Below are 17,936 nucleotides of genomic sequence, written 5' to 3' on the forward strand. Positions count from 1 at the left end.
CATGCAAAGGTAATGAATAATCTGCATAAATAAAAGTTTTCTCCAAGAAAAAGTGCATATTTCAAGTAAAAAACTTTGCAAAGAGCGAAAAACAGGAGGAAAAGTTTGGTATGTGGAAAAAATGTATTACTTTTGCATGGTAAATACAGATAAAAATGGCAAAATGTAATGTAAACACTCAAGAGCGATTTGCCGATATCCAGATGCTCCGTTATGAGCTGAAGGGTTTCGAAAACCTGTCGCTCACACAGAAAATTTATATTTATTGCTTGTCGAAGGCAACCCTCTTGGGACGAGATATCACCTTCGACCAGCAGGGCAAATACAACCTGCGCATCCGTAAAACCCTGGAGGCTGTATACCTTCATTACGAGGGTAATCGCGAAAGCGAAGATTTCAAGGCTTTCGAAGTTTATCTGAAGCGTGTCTGGTTTGCCAGCGGCATCCATCATCACTATGGATGTGAAAAGTTTGTGCCAGGATTTTCAGAGGAATCTTTCTATGAGATGGTTGGGGCTGTAGCCGATGAATATCTGCCTCTTTCCAAGGGACAGAGCAAGGAAGATCTGTTGGGCATTCTGGTGCCTGTCATCTTCAATCCGGAAGTTATGCCTAAGCGCGTGAATCAGACGGATGGCGAGGATCTGGTGCAGACTTCAGCCTGCAATTTCTATGAGAATGTTTCTCAGGCAGAAGTAGAACGTTTCTATGCCAGGATGAAGGAAGAGGGCAACGAACAGGCACCTTCGTATGGACTGAACTCTAAACTGACCAAGCGTAATGGTGAACTGGTGGAGCTGAAATGGACTGAAGACGGCCTCTATGGAGCAGCTATCAAGGAGATTGTTTCCTGGTTGCTCCGTGCTCAGAAATATGCAGAAAATGAGGAACAGAAACATCTCATCGATCTCCTGGTGAAGTATTACCGAACAGGCGATCTGAAGGATTTCGACCGTTACAGCATTGCCTGGGTGCAGCAGCACGAGGGAATGATTGATTTTATCAACGGATTTATCGAAGTGTATGGCGATCCGCTCGGACTGAAAGGTACTTGGGAAGGCATCGTAGAATATAAGGATCTTGAAGCAACGAAGCGCACCCAGACCATCAGTCAGAATGCCCAGTGGTTTGAGGACCATTCACCTGTAGACCCACGTTTCCGCAAGCCGGAGGTGAAGGGTGTTACAGCCAATGTCATCTGTGCTGCGATGTTGGGTGGCGAGGAATATCCTGCTTCTGCCATCGGCATCAATCTTCCGAATGCCAACTGGATCCGTCAGGAATATGGTTCTAAGAGTGTGACCATCGGTAACTTGACCGAGGCATATAACAAGGCAGCTCAAGGCAATGGTTTCCGCGATGAATTCGTTATCGACGAGGATACCATCAGTCTGATGAATCAGTACGAGGATATTACAGATGATCTGCATACCGACCTGCATGAGTGTCTGGGACATGGTAGCGGACAGCTCTTGCCTGGTACCGACCCTGATGCACTGAAGGCGTATGGCAGTACGATAGAAGAGGCGAGAGCCGATCTTTTCGGACTCTATTATGTAGCCGACCATAAATTGGTAGAACTGGGTCTGACTCCGAATGATGAAGCATACAAGGCTCAGTATTACGGTTATCTGATGAACGGTCTGCTCACCCAGACCATCCGCATCAAGGAAGGCGACAAGATAGAGGAAGCCCACATGCGCAACCGTGCGCTGATAGCCTGGTGGGTGATGGAGCATGCCGAGGGGGCTGTGGAACTGGTGAAGATGGATATGAACTATGCTTCTGCCGAGGATGCTTTGAAGGACAGTGAGGGCAATATCATTACGACGAAGACTTATGTGAAGATTAATGATTATGCCAAGCTCCGCCATCTCTTCGGCGAGTTGCTTGCTGAAATTCAGCGCATCAAGAGCGAGGGCGATTTCGAGGCTGCCCGCCTGTTGGTAGAGAAGTATGCCGTGAATATTGATCCGGAATTGCATCGCGAGATACTGGCAAGATACAAGAAACTGAATCTCGCTCCATACAAGGGATTCATCAATCCGAAGATGACGCTGGAGATGGATGAAGAAGGCGAAATTACAGACGTGGTATTGGATTACGAGGAGAGCTATGTCGACCAGATGTTGCGCTACTCTGATGAATACGGAACGCTTTAGAAAGTTAATAGTTAAGAGTTGATAGTTTATAGGGCAATCTTGCCATACGGCAACCATGCTATACGGCGAAGCCGCTATAAACTGTTAACTATAAACTTTTAAAAAAACGATGATAGATAATAAGAACGAGGAATTTCCGATAGTAGATGAAATGGGCAACATCCTGGGCGCTGTTACCCGCGGTCATGCCCATGACGGAAGCAAGATATTGCATCCGGTAGTTCATCTGCATGTATTCAACAGCCGGGGGGATCTGTATCTGCAGCATCGTCCAGCCTGGAAGGATATCCAGCCGGATAAATGGGATACAGCCTGCGGCGGTCATGTTGATTTAGGCGAAAGTGTGAGTCAGGCTTTGCATCGCGAGGTAAGGGAAGAATTGGGTATCACCGATTTTGAACCGGAATCTTTGGGACATTATGTCTTTGAGAGTCAGCGGGAAAAGGAACTGGTTTACGTACATCGCTGTGTATATGATGGCGAGGTGAAACCGAGCCAGGAAGAATTGGCCGGTGGCAGATTCTGGACAAAGGATGAAATCAGCGAAAACATCGGCAAGGGTGTTTTCACTCCGAATTTCGAAAACGAATACCAGAAGTATTTCATGTAACGCTGAAATTAGCCATAAAAAAACGTCCCGACGTAGCATTTGCTGCATCGGGACGTATTTTTTTGTATGTCGGGACGCAGCAAATGCTATGTCGGGACGTATTTTCAGCAGGGTCGTGGCCTGTTTCTGACTGCGTCAGCAGAGCCATTATATCTCGTAGATACCCTTGAGTGCGCCTCTTGCAATTTTCTCGAAATCTTCACCGAAGTCGCAGAAACGGAGAACCGCATTAGAGGCAGCATGTTTTATTCCCATGTTGTCACCCTGCAATGCAGTGGCAGCCTGATCCAGGAATTCGTTGATGCCACGCTCGTTAGGCTCTTTCCCATTGGCAAAAAGACGGGCAAGGAGCTGGAAACCGGCAATCTCATAGAGTGGCTTATCACTTGCTATCCACTGATAGGCGATGACAGGTGCATAATCTACGTGTTGCAATAGGTTGAAGGCAAGCATCTCTGCCATCTCCTGACTCTGTACCTGTTCCATCCATATATCTGTGATTTCCGGAAGCATCTTATCGGCAGGCATGATGAGTGTAGCCAGAATCTTGCATTCCCGGATATCTTCCTTCCACAGTTCGATGGCGAGGTCATAGTCTTTACCATATTCTTCAGCCATCTTTTTCAGTTCATAGAATGGTACGCCCCAATTCAGTTTATATCCCAGTCCCTTATCGCGCATAGATTGCGATCCCGGACCGTTCATCAGCAAGCGGAAGCTTCGCTTGATAGTCATCAGTTTCTGATGTGTTTCTTCGTTCATTATATTTAGAGTAAACTATTAATTAAATTAAAGTTTCATTATTTTACAGAACATTCCTTCGAACTGTTCCTCTATATTTGCAGGTTTATGCTTGAAGATACCGAAGATGGCACTACCGCTACCACTCATCGCTGCATATACGGCACCCAGGTTGTACAGCTTCTGTTTGATTTCTGCCAGTTCCGGGTGCATCTTGAAGATAGGTGCCTCAAAATCGTTGACAAGTTCCTCTTTCCAAGTCTCGATAGGCTGGCGTACAATGTCGCGGCAACATTTGGCTGGAGCCTGTGGGGTGATGGCTGCATAAGCCTCTTTGGTGCTGACGGCAATATCATCGCGCTTCACCACAACCAGATGATAGCCCCTCAGATTATCGCCAGGACCACTTACCGGCATCAGTTCTTCGCCGATACCTTCTGCATAGCAAGCAGTATCGCCATCCTCAGGATTGGCAGAAATGAAGTAGGCACAGTCTGCGCCCAGTTTGGCAGCATATCTTTCCATCTCAGGATTACCGATATTGAGGCGGAAACGCTCGTCAAGCAAACGGATCATGAAGGCTGCATCGGCAGAACCGCCACCCAAACCAGCCTGCGAAGGAATACGCTTCACCAGGTGAGCATGGATGCGTGGAATCCTGAAGTCGGCAGCCAGGAGATTATAAGCTTTTACAACGAGATTGTTCTGTTCGTCGCAATCCACGGCGTTACCTGTAATCTTCAGATCACAAGGAACATCGCTAGGGAATTCATCGCCCATGAGCTTGATTTCAAGTGCATCGGTCAGCGGAATAGGGTAGAACACCGTTTCAAGATTGTGGTATCCATCTTTCCGCTTGCTAACTATATTTAAACCAAGATTAATCTTGGCGCAAGGAAATGTAATCATAACTTTTCAGTTTAATGGGTTCGTTACTATTTCTTTTTCTTTGCAAAGATACGGAAAAATATCTAACATGGTGCATCTTTTACAGGATTATTTTTATCAGTAGCATTAAAAATATTAAAATAAGCCCTGTTTTGCAATATCTTTTGTATCTTTGCAATTACAAATTATTAATAGATTATGAAAAAAGGAGATAAAGTCAGATTCTTGAGCGAAGTGGGTGGCGGAAAGGTTGCCGGCTTCCAAGGTAAAAATATTGTGCTTGTTGAGGATGAGGATGGTTTTGAGATTCCGATGCCTATCAACGAGGTGGTTGTGGTGGAGCAGGATGAATACTCCATGGGCAAGATGATTTCGGCTAAAATGGATGCGCAGCAGAAGGCTGAGGAGCATGCCAATACCGAACTGCATCAGGACAGCCGGAGTATCAAGGCCATCTTGAATGATCACGATGACGTGGATATGGATGTAGAGGAATATGATGCTGCCGACCGTGAGATAACCTTTGTGAAACCGGTTCAGGAACGTACGGGAGGCAACAAACTCAGTGCTTATCTCGCCTTTGTACCTATCAACATCAAGGACGTAACCAATACCCGTTTCGAGACCTATATGGTAAATGACAGCAACTACTATCTCCACTATACCTATCTCGTGGCTGAGGGAAATGCATGGACTCTGAAAGCAGAGGGAGAAATAGAACCGAACACCAAACTCTTCATCGAGGAATTCGGTCGTGAGGCTCTGAACGAGATGGAGCATATCGCCATCCAGATGATAGCCTACAAGAAGGACAAGCCATTTCTCCTAAAGCCGGCAACAGATGTTCAGTTCCGTCTCGATCCCGTGAAATTCTACAAACTTCATCTTTTCGAGGAGAACGATTTCTTCGAGACTCCAGCCTATCTCTTTACGATTGTAGAGAACGATGAAATAGCCCGTCCGCTGGTTATCGATTCCAAGCGTCTGAAAGAGCAGATGTATAAGGATGAGAAGGTTGTCGCCAACACCAGCAAGAAGAAGAGCAAGAAGGATGATGGTACCCTTGTGATAGATCTTCATGCGGATGAAGTGCTTGAAACAACTGCTGGAATGAATTCTGCAGATATTCTTCATTATCAGATGGATATCTTCAAGAAGACCATGGAGGAATATAAGAAAAAGAAGGGACAGAAAATTATCTTTATTCATGGAAAGGGCGAAGGTGTGTTGCGCCAGACTCTCATTCATGAGTTGAACTATCGCTATAAGAGTTGCACCTATCAGGATGCTTCTTTCCAGGAGTATGGCTATGGTGCTACACAGGTAACAATAAAGTAATTTATTATGAAGTACGGATTTATTAAGGTAGCTAGTGCCATCCCTGCCGTAAAGGTGGGTGATGTCATTTTCAATACCCAGCAGATAGAGGAACAGATAGCGCTGGCTGAGGGAAAGGGTGTAGAGATCATTACATTTCCGGAACTCTCTATTACGGGCTATTCCTGTCAGGATCTCTTCCGTCAGCAGATGCTTCTCGAATCATCTGAGCAGGCGGTGATGATGTTGCTCGATTTCACACGCAAACTCGATATCATCTCTATCGTGGGTGCGCCGGTGATAGCGGGCGACTTGTTGCTCAATTGTGGTATCGTTATCCAGCATGGACAGATTCTCGGTATTGTACCGAAGACATATCTTCCAAACTACAGCGAGTTTTATGAGAAACGCTGGTTTGCCTCGGCTCAGGACCTGAGAGATTGCGAAGTCCGTTATGCCGGACATAAGGTGAAACTGACGCCTGATGTTCAGATTTTTCAAACTTTCGATGGCGTACAGTTTGGTGTGGAAATCTGCGAAGATGTATGGGCTCCGGCTCCTCCTAGCAACAAACTGGCGCTAGCAGGAGCAGACCTGATTTTCAATCTTTCTGCAAGCGACGAACTCATCGGAAAACATCATTATCTGAAGAGTCTGCTCAGCCAGCAGAGTGCCCGTACCATGACAGGATATATCTACAGTTCCTGCGGATTCGGTGAGAGTACGCAGGATGTGGTTTATGGTGGAAATGCCCTGATTTATGAGAATGGAGTTTTACTTTCACAGAGTGAACGTTTCTCTATTGAACCGCAGATGGTTATCTCACAGATAGATGTAGAGAAACTCCGCTCTGAGCGTCGTACGAATTCTACTTATGTAAATGCCCAGCGCAATATTAAGTATTCTGTTCTCGGCGGTCAGTTCAATATCCGTAATATCGAAGCCGATCCTACCGAAAATGAACGCGATTTTGTGTTGGAACGTGAGGTGAATCCTCATCCGTTTATTCCTACCAGCAGCGATATGAATGCCTCTTGCGAGGAAATTTTCAATATCCAACTCATGGGACTAGCCAAGCGTATCGTTCATACCCATGCCAAGACCGTAGTAATCGGTATTAGCGGCGGTTTGGATTCTACGCTGGCCTTACTCGTTTGTGTAAAAGCTTTTGATAAACTCAAGGTGAACCGAAAGGGTATTGTAGGTGTCACTATGCCGGGATTCGGAACCACAGACAGAACCTACAATAATGCTATCTCGCTGATGCAGAGTCTTGGTATTACCATTAAGGAAATCAGCATCGCCAAGGCTGTAACCCAGCACTTTGAGGACATCGGTCAGGATGCCAGTGTGCATGATGTGACTTACGAGAATTCCCAGGCTCGTGAACGTACCCAGATCCTGATGGATTTAGCCAATAAGATGGGGGGTATGGTTATCGGTACCGGTGACCTTTCAGAGTTGGCATTAGGATGGGCTACCTATAATGGTGACCACATGAGCATGTATGGCGTGAATGCCAGCATTCCTAAGACCCTGATCCGTCATCTTGTAAATCATGTAGCAGAGAGTGGGGTAGACGAACAGAGCCGCATCACCCTTCGTGATATCATCGATACTCCTATCAGTCCAGAGTTGATTCCGGCAGATGAGAATGGAAATATCAAGCAGAAGACGGAAGATTTGGTGGGACCATACGAACTGCATGATTTCTTCCTCTACTATTTCCTGCGTTTCGGTTTCCGTCCTTCCAAGATTTACATGTTGGCAAAGAAGGCATTTATTGATTCCGAACTGGAGCGTGTAAAGATCAGTGATAATGATCCTGACAGCTATGATGAGGAGACTATCAAAAAGTGGCTGAAGACCTTCGTGCGCCGTTTCTTCAATCAGCAGTTCAAGCGCAGCTGTCTGCCAGACGGCCCGAAAGTAGGTAGCGTAAGCCTCAGTCCTCGTGGCGACTGGCGTATGCCTAGTGATGCTGCATCTGCCATCTGGCTGCAAGAGGCTGAAAATTTATAATACATGGCAGCGAAGTTTTAATAAAACGGGAAATAAAAAGTTAGGAGTCGGGACGCTGTTCCAACTCCTAACTTTTTCGTTTATAATAAAATAATTATATAAAAAGTCTTTCTATTTTTGGGTAAAACATATTTTTTTTGTAACTTTGCGCCCAAAAGTAAAAACATTATAAAAATATAAGATAATATGGCTAAGAAATTTGCCGAGCACAACGGTCTGAATTTGACTCAGACAAACAATGACGTACTAGCAGCGTGGGAGAAAAATGATATCTTCCACAAGTCTATCGACGAGCGTGAAGGCTGCCCTCAGTTTATCTTCTTTGAGGGACCTCCATCAGCTAATGGCCACCCGGGTATTCACCACGTGTTGGCACGTAGTATTAAGGATACATTCAACAGATACAAGACCATGAAGGGTTTCCAGGTTCACCGCAAGGCGGGATGGGATACCCACGGACTCCCTGTTGAACTCGGTGTCGAGAAGGAACTCGGCATCACCAAGAAGGATATCGACAACAAGGCTTCAGAGAAGTATATCTCTACTGAGGATTATAACCACAAGTGCCGCGAGAACGTGATGAAGTTCACCGCTGAGTGGCGCGAGTTGACCGAGAAGATGGGTTACTTCGTAGATCTCGATCATCCTTATATCACCTACGATAACAAGTATATCGAGACTCTCTGGTGGCTCCTCAAGCAGCTCTACAACAAGGGGTTGCTCTACAAGGGTTACACCATCCAGCCATACTCTCCAGGTGCAGGTACAGGCTTGAGCTCTCACGAGTTGAACCAGCCTGGCTGCTATCGCGATGTTAAGGACCTTACCACCACAGCCCAGTTCCTCATCAAGGATCCTAAGGCAGAGTGGACCAAGTGGGGCAAGCCATACTTCATCGCATGGACCACTACACCTTGGACTCTGCCTTCAAACGTGGCTCTCTGTGTGGGTCCTAAGATTGACTATGTAGCCATCGAGACCTACAACCTCTACAATGGCGAGCCTATGACACTCGTGATGGCTGAGGCTCTGGTAGGGTCATATCTGAAGGCAGACCAGGAGTGCAAGGAAGGCGATCTCCTGCCATTCGACAAGGAGAAGAAGCAGTGCCCATGGCGCATTATCGACCACATGAAGGGTACCGACCTCGAAGGCATGCACTACGAGCAGCTCCTGCCATGGGTGAAGCCATGCGAGAAGGTTGATCTCTTCGCACCGGCTTTCGTAACAGAATATGCTGCTGCTCATCCTGAGAAGGTATTCGCTTCAGAGGATGGTCGCGATCAGTTCGTAGAGATGGATAGCGAGGCTTTCCGCGTAATCCTCGGCGACTACGTTACTACCGATGATGGTACAGGTATCGTTCACATCGCTCCTACATTCGGTGCCGATGATGCCAAGGTGGCTAAGGATGCCAACATCCCAGCTCTCTACCTTATTAATAAGAAGGGCGAGACCCGCCCAATGGTTGACCTGCAGGGTAAGTTCTATCTCATCGAAGACCTCGATGCCAACTTCGTGAACGCTTGCGTCAACAAGGAGGCATACGCTCATCACGCAGGCGACTACGTGAAGAATGCCTACGACCCACAGTTTAATGTGGATGGCGTCTGGGACAAGAAGGCTTCTGAGAAGGCTGAAGACCTGAACATCGTGCTCTGCTACGAACTGAAGCAGGAGGGCAAGGCTTTCAAGAGCGAGAAGCACGTGCACAACTATCCTCACTGCTGGCGTACCGACAAGCCTATCCTCTATTATCCATTGGATAGCTGGTTTATCAAGGATACAGCCCGCAAGGAGCGCATGGTAGAACTCAACAAGACCATCAACTGGCAGCCTGAGAGCACCGGTACAGGCCGTTTCGGCAACTGGCTCGAGAACCTGAACGACTGGAACCTTTCACGTTCCCGCTTCTGGGGTACTCCATTGCCAATCTGGCGTGACGAGAACCGTGGCGAGAAGTGTATCGGCAGCTTGGAGGAACTCTATGCTGAAATCGAGAAGTCTGTGGCTGCCGGTATCATGCAGAGCAACCCATTGAAGGAGAATGGTTTCGTTCCTGGCGACTACAGTCAGGAAAACTATGATAAGATTGACCTCCACCGTCCATACGTTGACAAGATTGTATTGGTTAACGAGGAGGGCAAGCCAATGTATCGTGAGAGCGACCTCATCGACGTTTGGTTCGATTCAGGTTCAATGCCTTACGCCCAGCTCCACTACCCATTCGAGGGTGAGATGGCCCGTGGCACAGAGGCAGACCGCGATGCACTCATCCACAGCACCTACGAGGGATATGCTATTCCTCCTAAGTTCTATCCAGCCGACTTCATCAACGAGGGCGTGGATCAGACCCGTGGATGGTTCTTCACCCTGCACGCCATCGCTACCATGGTATTCGATAGCGTAGCCTTCAAGAACGTAATCTCTTCTGGTCTCGTTCTCGATGCCAAGGGTAACAAGATGAGTAAGCACGTGGGTAACGTGACTAACCCATTCGAGATGATTGACAAGTATGGTGCCGATCCTGTTCGTTTCTATATGATGACCAACAGCGAGCCTTGGGACAACCTCAAGTTCGACCCTAATGGTGTGGACGAGACCCGTCGTAAGTTCTTCGGTACCTTATATAATACCTACAGCTTCTTCGCCCTCTATGCTAATGTAGATGGTTTCGATGCAGAGGCTGCTCAGGTGCCATTCGAGAAGCGCCCAGAGATTGACCGTTGGATTCTCTCTTCACTCAATACCCTCATCAAGGGCGTTGACAGAGAGTTGGCTGGCTATGATCCAACCCGCGCAGGCCGTCTCATCGATGCTTTCGTCAACGATGACCTCTCTAACTGGTACGTTCGTCTGAACCGTAAACGTTTCTGGGGTAAGGAGATGAGCGAGGATAAGCTGAGTGCTTACCAGACTCTCTATACCTGCCTGATGACAGTGGCTAAGCTGCTGGCATCATTCGCTCCATTCTATGCAGACGAGTTGTATCACGACTTGGGCGGCGAGTTGGAGAGCGTACATCTCGATAAGTTCCCTGTAGCCGATGAGGCTGCTATCGATGCCGACCTGGAGGAGCGTATGGCCATCGCCCAGAAGATTACTTCTATGGTATTGGCATTGCGTCGCAAGGTGAACATCAAGGTGCGTCAGCCACTCCAGCAGATCATGATTCCTGCAGTAGATGATGTACAGAAGGCACACATCGAGGCAGTAGCCGGACTGTTGAAGAACGAGGTGAACGTGAAGGAGGTTAACTTCATTGAGGGTCAGGGCATTCTCGTAAAGAAGGTGAAGTGTAACTTTAGAGTGATGGGTAAGAAGTTCGGCAAGCTGATGAAGGGTGTTGCTGCCCAGATGTCAGCGCTCGATCAGGACCAGATTGCAGCCTTCGAGAAGGCAGGCAACATCACATTGAATATTGACGGACAGGAAGCCGTGGTAGAGGTAGCCGACGTTGAGATTATCTCTGAGGATATTCCAGGATGGCTCGTATCTAACGAGGGCAATCTGACCGTAGCGCTTGAGGTAGAGTTGACCCCAGAATTGAAGAAGGAGGGTATGGCTCGTGAGTTGATCAACCGTATCCAGAACCTCCGCAAGGAGACAGGTCTGGAGATTACCGACCGCATCAACGTAACTGTGGCTCCTAATGAGGAGACTGACGCAGCCATCGAGGCATTCGCCGACTACATCAAGGGTCAGGTATTGGCAGACAGCATCGAAATCGGCGACAATGCAGGTGTTGAGACCGAGTTTGATGACTTTAAGTTGAACATTCTCGTAGAGAAGAATTAAATAGTTAGGAGTTAGGAGTTAGAAGTTAGGAGCATTTCCAAACTGCTTGCTTCTAACTTTCTAGTCCTTATTCCCTAAAAACATTAACAAATAACATAATAGATAACATCTATGGCTAACGAAAAACTACGTTATAGCGATCAGGAGCTCGAGGAGTTCCGCGCTATCATTAATGAGAAATTGAAGGTGGCAAAGCAGACTTATCATGATTGTATGGCTCAGCTGAACCACTCAGACAGTAATGATGTGGTAGATACATCACCAACCTACAAGGCTCTTGAGGAGGGTAGTGAAGCACAAAGCAAGGAAGAAATCATCCAGATGGCTCAGCGTCAGCAGAAGTTTATCAAGGGATTGGAAGCAGCTTTGGTTCGTATCCAGAACAAGACCTATGGTATTGACCGCGAAACAGGCGAGTTGATTCCTAAGGAGCGTTTGCGTGCTGTACCTCATGCCACTTTGAGTGTAGCTTCTAAGGAGGCTAGAAAGAAGTAATAAATGGAGAAAACAAGTAAAATTAAATGCGGATGGCTCGTCACGGCAATGGTGGTTGTGCTTCTTGTTATCGATCAGATTATCAAGGTGTACATCAAGACCCATTTTTGCCTTGGCGAGTCTGTTCGTGTTACTGATTGGTTTTATATCGAATTTGTAGAGAACAACGGAATGGCTTGGGGTATGTCGTTTATCGGCAAGTTCTGGCTAAGTCTGTTGCGCCTGGTAGCCATCTGTGCGTTGAGCATTTATCTGCATCGCATCATTAAGCGTGGTACCTATCGCTTGTTATATATCATTTTGGTGGCGCTGGTTCTGACGGGTGCAATCGGCAATATGATTGATTCCATCTTCTACGGACTTATCTTCACCGGTGCTTCACCTTATTATGTATCTTATCTTGTGCCTTTCGGCGAGGGGTATGCACCCGTGCTCATGGGCAAGGTGGTTGATATGTTCCGCTTTCCGTTCTTCACCTATACATGGCCTGAATGGTTCCCTTTCTGGGGTGGACAGCATGGTACATTCTTCGATCCTGTATTCAATTTTGCAGATTCCTGTGTATCAGTCGGCATCATTTCTCTCTTGCTTTTCTGTAGAAAAGAACTGGAAGCTCTCGGAGGTGGTGATAAGGAGAAGAAGGTTAAAGATTCTTCTTTTATTGAAACTGCTGAAGAAAAGATAAAGTCTCAATCTAAAGAAAATAAGGAGGACAACTAATCATGAAGAAAGCTTTTCTTTATCTCTGTTGGATAGTAACCTTTTGTGCAGCCTTCGCTTCTTGCAAGCCTTCGCTGCCAAGAGATGTGCTCTCTAAAGGAAAGATGACGGATATTCTCTTCGATTATCACATCGCTCTTGCTATGGCGCAGAGCGAAGACGGTGGTAGTGAGAAGAATAGTCTGGCTTATCGCGAGGCTGTACTGAAGAAACATGATGTCACCTCGGCAGACTTCGACAGTTCGATGGTTTATTATATGCGCCATACAGAATTGCTGCATGATGTGTATAAGGATTTGGCTGAAAGATTGGATAAAGAGGTGGTTGCATTGGGTGGAAACAGTGCAGGAAATAGTGATTTTGACAATCTTACTGCTGTTGGCGATACTGCCAATATCTGGAAAGATGCTACTTCGATGGTATTCTCGCCTGATGAGGGCTTCAACAGTCGCAGTTTTAAAATTGAAGCTGATACTGCTTTCCATAAGGGTGACCGGTTCCGTCTTGATTTCGAATCGCAGTTTATCTTCCAGGATGGTATGCGTGATGGTATCGCTTTGCTGGCTGTTCAGTTCAAGAACGATAGTGTGGCACAGACTGTAATTCATATTCAGAGTGCTCAGCACTATAGTGTAGAACTCGCTGATAATGATAGCCTTGGAGTCAAATGTATAAAGGGGTACTTTATGTTGAATGAGGGTGGCTTCAGTTCTGATGCCGGTTCTTTGACGACTCTTAAACTGATGTTTGTCAATAAGATTCGTCTCATCCGTATGCATCCTAAAAAGGTGGCACCGGTTTCTTCTTCTGCTGCATCTTCTGATTCGGCAAAAGTAGATACTGCTCGTAAGACCCGTATACCAGGTCCGAGTGTTCCAGCACGTCCGGATGGAGCTTTGGCACCTCCGACCAGTGCACCGGTTCCTATGCCTGATAAACCTATTCAGATGACGAGTAATTAGTCTGGATGTTTAAGATATGGCTGAAATGAGAAGATGCGGAGCCCATCAGGTGATATTGCCGGATGGCTCGATATTGCAGCAGGCTGTGGTAGAAATACAAGAGGGCAGGGTGGTGAACTACTTCGAGTTTCGAGAGGAGTTGCCGATGACCGAATGGTTAGGCGGCGAAATCCGGGTGGAATGCGATGAGGAAGGCATCCTCCGTGCCCTGTGGAACGGAAAAGTAATCAATAAACATTAAACATAAACATTAATAATATGTTAAGCGTAGATCAATTAGAAGACAAGTTGATAGACTTGGCATTTGCTGAGGATATCGGTGATGGCGACCACACAACTTTGTGTTGTATCCCAGAAGACGCCATGGGTAAGAGCCACTTGCTTATCAAGGAAGATGGCGTGTTGGCAGGTGTTGAAATGGCAAAGAAGGTATTTGCGCGTTTCGATCCTACCATGAAGGTAGAAGTGTTGCTTCAGGATGGAACCCACGTTAAGAAGGGTGACATTGCAATGATTGTAGAGGGTAAGACCCGTTCTTTGCTCCAGACAGAGCGTTTGATGCTCAATATCATGCAGCGTATGAGTGGCATTGCTACCATGACTGCTAAGTATGTAAAGCGTCTTGAGGGTACAAAGACTCATATCCTTGATACCCGTAAGACAACTCCAGGTCTTCGCATGTTGGAGAAGCAGGCTGTGAAGATTGGTGGTGGTATGAACCATCGTATCGGTCTCTTCGATATGATTCTCCTCAAGGACAACCACATCGATTTCGCTGGCGGTATCGATAACGCCATCGACCGTTGCCATGCTTATCTCAAGGAGAAGGGGCTCGATCTGAAGATTGAAATCGAGGTTCGCAGCTTCGATGAGCTCGACCAGGTATTGAAGCATGGTGGTGTAAATCGTATCATGCTCGATAACTTCTCTGTGCCTGATACTAAGAAGGCAGTAGACATCATCGCAGGTAAGTATGAGACTGAGTCTTCTGGCGGTATCACTTACGATACCATCCGCGATTATGCAGAGCAGGGAGTTGATTTCATCTCAGTTGGTGCCTTGACACATAGTGTAAAGGGCTTGGATATGAGTTTCAAGGCTTGCGAATAAGTGAAGAATGAAGAGGGAAGAGTGAAGAATTCAAATGCTCTTCTCTTTTTGTGTATATAAACTTGGTATATATAAATTAAGGTATATTTTATGAATAAGATTTTCGCTTCAGCCATAATGGCTGTAGCTATGTTGGGCAGTGTCTCTGAGGCTGAGGCATGTACCAACTTTATAGTAGGAAAAAAAGCATCGGTTGATGGATCTGTGATGTGTTCATATAGTGCCGATGACTATGGTATGTTCCAAAATCTCTGTCATTTTCCTGCCGGTAAGCATGCTAAGGGCGAGATGCGTAAGATTTACGATTGGGATACCAATAAATATCATGGTGAGATTCCGGAGGCTGCCGAGACTTATAATGTGATTGGCAATATCAATGAATGGCAGGTTACCATCGGTGAAACTACTTATGGTGGACGTGAGGAGATGGCTGATTCTACAGGTATCATGGACTATGGTTCACTCATCTATGTTGCCCTGCAGCGTAGTAAGACAGCCCGTGAGGCTATCAAAGTGATGACAACCATCGCCAATACTTACGGCTATAATTCAGAAGGCGAGACCTTTACCATCTGTGATCCGAACGAAGCTTGGATTATGGAGATGATGGGCAAGGGACCAGGCTCTAAGGGCGTGGTTTGGGTAGCTCTCCGTATTCCGGATAATGCAGTTTGTGCACATGCTAACCAGAGTCGCATCGGTAAGTTCAATATGAAGGATAAGAAAAACGTGATGTATGCCAAGGATGTCGTTTCTTTTGCTCGCAGTAAGGGATGGTATCAGGGCAAGGATGCTGATTTCTCATGGAAAATGGCATATGCTAAGCCTGATTTCTCAGGACGTCGTTTCTGTGATGCTCGTGCTTGGGCTCTCTTGAATCATTTCTATGATATGAGTCCTTATCTTGATTGGGCTTTGGGTAAGGATCCTAATGCGAAGGATATGCCTCTCTGGGTGGTTCCAAACAAGAAGGTGAGTGTTGCTGATGTTGAGGCTTGCATGCGTGACCATTATGAGGGTACACCTCTTTCTGTTGCTGATGGAACTGATATCGGAGGTGGTATCTGGCAAATGCCTTACAGGCCAACTCCATTGATGTTTAAGGTGGATGGAAAGCAGTGCTTCAACGAACGTCCGGTCAGCACCCAGCAGACTGGTTTTGTTTTTGTTAGCCAGATGCGATCATGGATGCCTAGAGAGATTGGCGGTGTTCTTTGGTTTGGTAATGATGATGCCAATATGGTAGCGTTCACACCAATCTATTGTTCTTCTACAGTTCGTCCTGAGTGTTATAACACGCCGGGAGCAGATGCTGTGAATTTCAGTTTCAAGAATGCTTACTGGGTGTGCAATATGACCAGCAATATGGTTTATCCTCGTTACAGCCAGATGTTCCCAACTTTGAAGGAGGTTCGTGATAGTCTGGATAACAGCTATTTTGCTGCACAGCCAGGTGTTGAGGCTAAGGCTCAGGAACTGTATGCACAGAATCCACAGGCTGCAGTCAAGTATCTCAATGATTATGGTATTGAGAAGGCACAGCAGATGTTGGCGCGTTGGCAACAGCTCTTCCAGTTTATGGTAGTGAAGTATAATGACATGATTATCAAGCCAACCAAAAAAGATGGCAGTTTCGAGAAGACTCCTTATGGATTAGGTGCAACTCCTGTTCGTCCTGGGTATCCTGAGAAATATGCCAAGGAACTTATTAAGCAAACAGGAGACAAGTTCCTGGTTCCTGAAACAAAGTAACAATATTTATCATCACATAAAGAAAGCCGATTCAAGTATATTACTATACAAGAATCGGCTTTCCTGTTTGCTTGACTTAAAATACTAAATAATCGTATTATAATTTTTAAAGTTACGTCTTTTAAAATCTATTACTTGAAGTATCTCTTGTAGAGACCTGCAAAACCTGCACAGTGGCGGGCTTCATCCTTAGCCATCTCATGAACGGTATCGTGAATAGCATCTGAACCCTGCTCCTTAGCAAGCTTGGCAATGCGGAACTTATCCTCACAAGCACCCTTCTCTGCTGCAATACGAGCCTCGAGATTGCTCTTGGTATCACCCAAAACCTCACCGAGAAGTTCTGCAAAACGAGAAGCGTGATCAGCCTCCTCATAGGCATAACGTTTGTAAGCCTCTGCAATTTCAGGATAGCCTTCACGATCTGCCTGGCGTGCCATAGCAAGATACATACCTACCTCGCCACACTCACCATTGAAATGGTCTTTCAAACCCTTGATAACGTCTTCATTAACGCCATCCTTAAATGCCTGACCGAGAACGTGAACGGTAGCAAATGTCATATCGTCATCTACTGCTTCTTCCATCTCTTTGAACTTGCTGGCTGGAGCCTTGCAGATAGGGCACTTCTCTGGTGCTTCTGTACCTTCGTAAATGTAACCGCAAACGGTGCAAATAAACTTTTTCTTCATAATGTTTTTGTTTTAAATATTGTTGTATAATTATTGTCTTTTGAATTAGTGAACAGTCTCTGTGAGAGGTGACTTTACACCTTTTTTAGCGCATTCTGCACAGATTCCTCTGTAGTAGAGCTGTTCTTCCAATACGATGTTTCCTTCAATTTCCTTTCCTGGTTCCACCGTTGGAGCAGGTTCGCCGAAAAAGTCAATTACCTTGCCACAATTTCTGCAATAGAAGTGAACATGGCTTTTAATATTTCCATCATAACATACGCGATGTTCATCGATTGTGATCATCTGGGCCGCATTGTGCTCACTAAACATTCTGAGCGTGTTGTAAACGGTTGTCTTGCTCAATGTTGTGATACTCTCGGCTAATCCTTTGTACACATCCTCGATAGTTGGATGAGTGGGATGCTTGATGAGCCAATCCATAATGGCAATACGCTGGAGTGATGGTCGGATACCTTTCTCCACGAGTCTTTGATAGGCTTCTGTCTGCTTCATAATTACTTGTTTTTATAATTTCTTAATGCAAAGATAACCAATTCTTTTGTATCTGCCAAATGTTTTTGCAAAAATTCCAAAGTATTTTTGAATATTTTACAATTACATAGTTGTTTTAAGATTTGTTGTGCAAAAAGGGAGAGTCTATGATTCGCTTTTGGAAATTATTGAT

At 46.0% G+C, this 17,936-nt stretch carries 15 protein-coding genes; 11 read left to right on the forward strand and 4 right to left on the reverse strand.

The window, feature by feature from the left end; genetic code table 11:
- Nucleotides 1-155 precede the first annotated feature (155 nt).
- Together NQ544_RS03180 and NQ544_RS03185 are read left to right on the forward strand one after the other, a co-directional pair.
- On the forward strand, nt 156-2,162 hold the full coding sequence (locus NQ544_RS03180) for a dipeptidyl-peptidase 3 family protein (protein ID WP_006846844.1): 2,007 nt from the start codon (nt 156-158) through the stop codon (nt 2,160-2,162).
- A 109-nt stretch (nt 2,163-2,271) separates the two neighbouring features.
- Complete coding sequence (locus NQ544_RS03185) at nt 2,272-2,772, forward strand: NUDIX hydrolase (RefSeq protein ID WP_006846843.1); 501 nt, start codon at nt 2,272-2,274, stop codon at nt 2,770-2,772.
- 147 nt (nt 2,773-2,919) lie between these two features.
- Here NQ544_RS03185 and NQ544_RS03190 read toward each other — a convergent pair whose 3' ends face one another.
- Entirely contained in the window at nt 2,920-3,534 is a 615-nt protein-coding gene (locus NQ544_RS03190; protein ID WP_006846842.1) for a DNA alkylation repair protein, read from the reverse strand.
- Nucleotides 3,535-3,561: 27 nt separating this feature from the next.
- Entirely contained in the window at nt 3,562-4,422 is an 861-nt protein-coding gene (gene ispE / locus NQ544_RS03195; protein WP_006846841.1) for a 4-(cytidine 5'-diphospho)-2-C-methyl-D-erythritol kinase, read from the reverse strand.
- Nucleotides 4,423-4,599: 177 nt separating this feature from the next.
- Between ispE and NQ544_RS03200 the strand changes: the two genes are divergently transcribed.
- The 9 genes from NQ544_RS03200 (at nt 4,600) to NQ544_RS03240 (ending at nt 16,577) form a co-directional block, all read left to right on the forward strand.
- Entirely contained in the window at nt 4,600-5,739 is a 1,140-nt protein-coding gene (locus NQ544_RS03200; protein ID WP_006846839.1) for a DUF2027 domain-containing protein, read from the forward strand.
- 6 nt (nt 5,740-5,745) lie between these two features.
- A complete protein-coding gene (locus tag NQ544_RS03205; RefSeq protein ID WP_006846838.1) occupies nt 5,746-7,740 on the forward strand; it encodes an NAD(+) synthase in 1,995 nt (664 codons plus the stop codon).
- Nucleotides 7,741-7,926: 186 nt separating this feature from the next.
- Complete coding sequence (gene ileS / locus NQ544_RS03210; RefSeq protein ID WP_006846837.1) at nt 7,927-11,538, forward strand: isoleucine--tRNA ligase; 3,612 nt, start codon at nt 7,927-7,929, stop codon at nt 11,536-11,538.
- Nucleotides 11,539-11,649: 111 nt separating this feature from the next.
- A complete protein-coding gene (locus NQ544_RS03215; RefSeq protein WP_006846836.1) occupies nt 11,650-12,033 on the forward strand; it encodes a TraR/DksA family transcriptional regulator in 384 nt (127 codons plus the stop codon).
- Nucleotides 12,034-12,036: 3 nt separating this feature from the next.
- Complete coding sequence (locus NQ544_RS03220) at nt 12,037-12,753, forward strand: lipoprotein signal peptidase (protein WP_006846835.1); 717 nt, start codon at nt 12,037-12,039, stop codon at nt 12,751-12,753.
- Between the two features lie 2 nt (nt 12,754-12,755).
- Entirely contained in the window at nt 12,756-13,715 is a 960-nt protein-coding gene (locus tag NQ544_RS03225) for a DUF4296 domain-containing protein (RefSeq protein ID WP_006846834.1), read from the forward strand.
- A 16-nt stretch (nt 13,716-13,731) separates the two neighbouring features.
- Complete coding sequence (locus NQ544_RS03230; RefSeq protein WP_006846833.1) at nt 13,732-13,956, forward strand: hypothetical protein; 225 nt, start codon at nt 13,732-13,734, stop codon at nt 13,954-13,956.
- 17 nt (nt 13,957-13,973) lie between these two features.
- Complete coding sequence (gene nadC / locus NQ544_RS03235) at nt 13,974-14,825, forward strand: carboxylating nicotinate-nucleotide diphosphorylase (protein WP_006846832.1); 852 nt, start codon at nt 13,974-13,976, stop codon at nt 14,823-14,825.
- 117 nt (nt 14,826-14,942) lie between these two features.
- Nucleotides 14,943-16,577, forward strand: a complete 1,635-nt coding sequence (locus NQ544_RS03240; RefSeq protein WP_417159039.1) for a dipeptidase — start codon at nt 14,943-14,945, stop codon at nt 16,575-16,577.
- Between the two features lie 131 nt (nt 16,578-16,708).
- Here the strand turns inward: NQ544_RS03240 and NQ544_RS03245 are convergent, their stop codons facing one another.
- Together NQ544_RS03245 and NQ544_RS03250 are read right to left on the reverse strand one after the other, a co-directional pair.
- Nucleotides 16,709-17,269, reverse strand: a complete 561-nt coding sequence (locus NQ544_RS03245; protein WP_006846830.1) for an NADH peroxidase — start codon at nt 17,267-17,269, stop codon at nt 16,709-16,711.
- Between the two features lie 45 nt (nt 17,270-17,314).
- Nucleotides 17,315-17,764, reverse strand: coding sequence for a Fur family transcriptional regulator (locus NQ544_RS03250; RefSeq protein ID WP_006846829.1), 450 nt, complete (start codon nt 17,762-17,764; stop codon nt 17,315-17,317).
- Nucleotides 17,765-17,936: the final 172 nt, after the last annotated feature.

This window comes from Segatella copri DSM 18205 (assembly GCF_025151535.1).
Lineage (GTDB): Bacteria > Bacteroidota > Bacteroidia > Bacteroidales > Bacteroidaceae > Prevotella > Prevotella copri.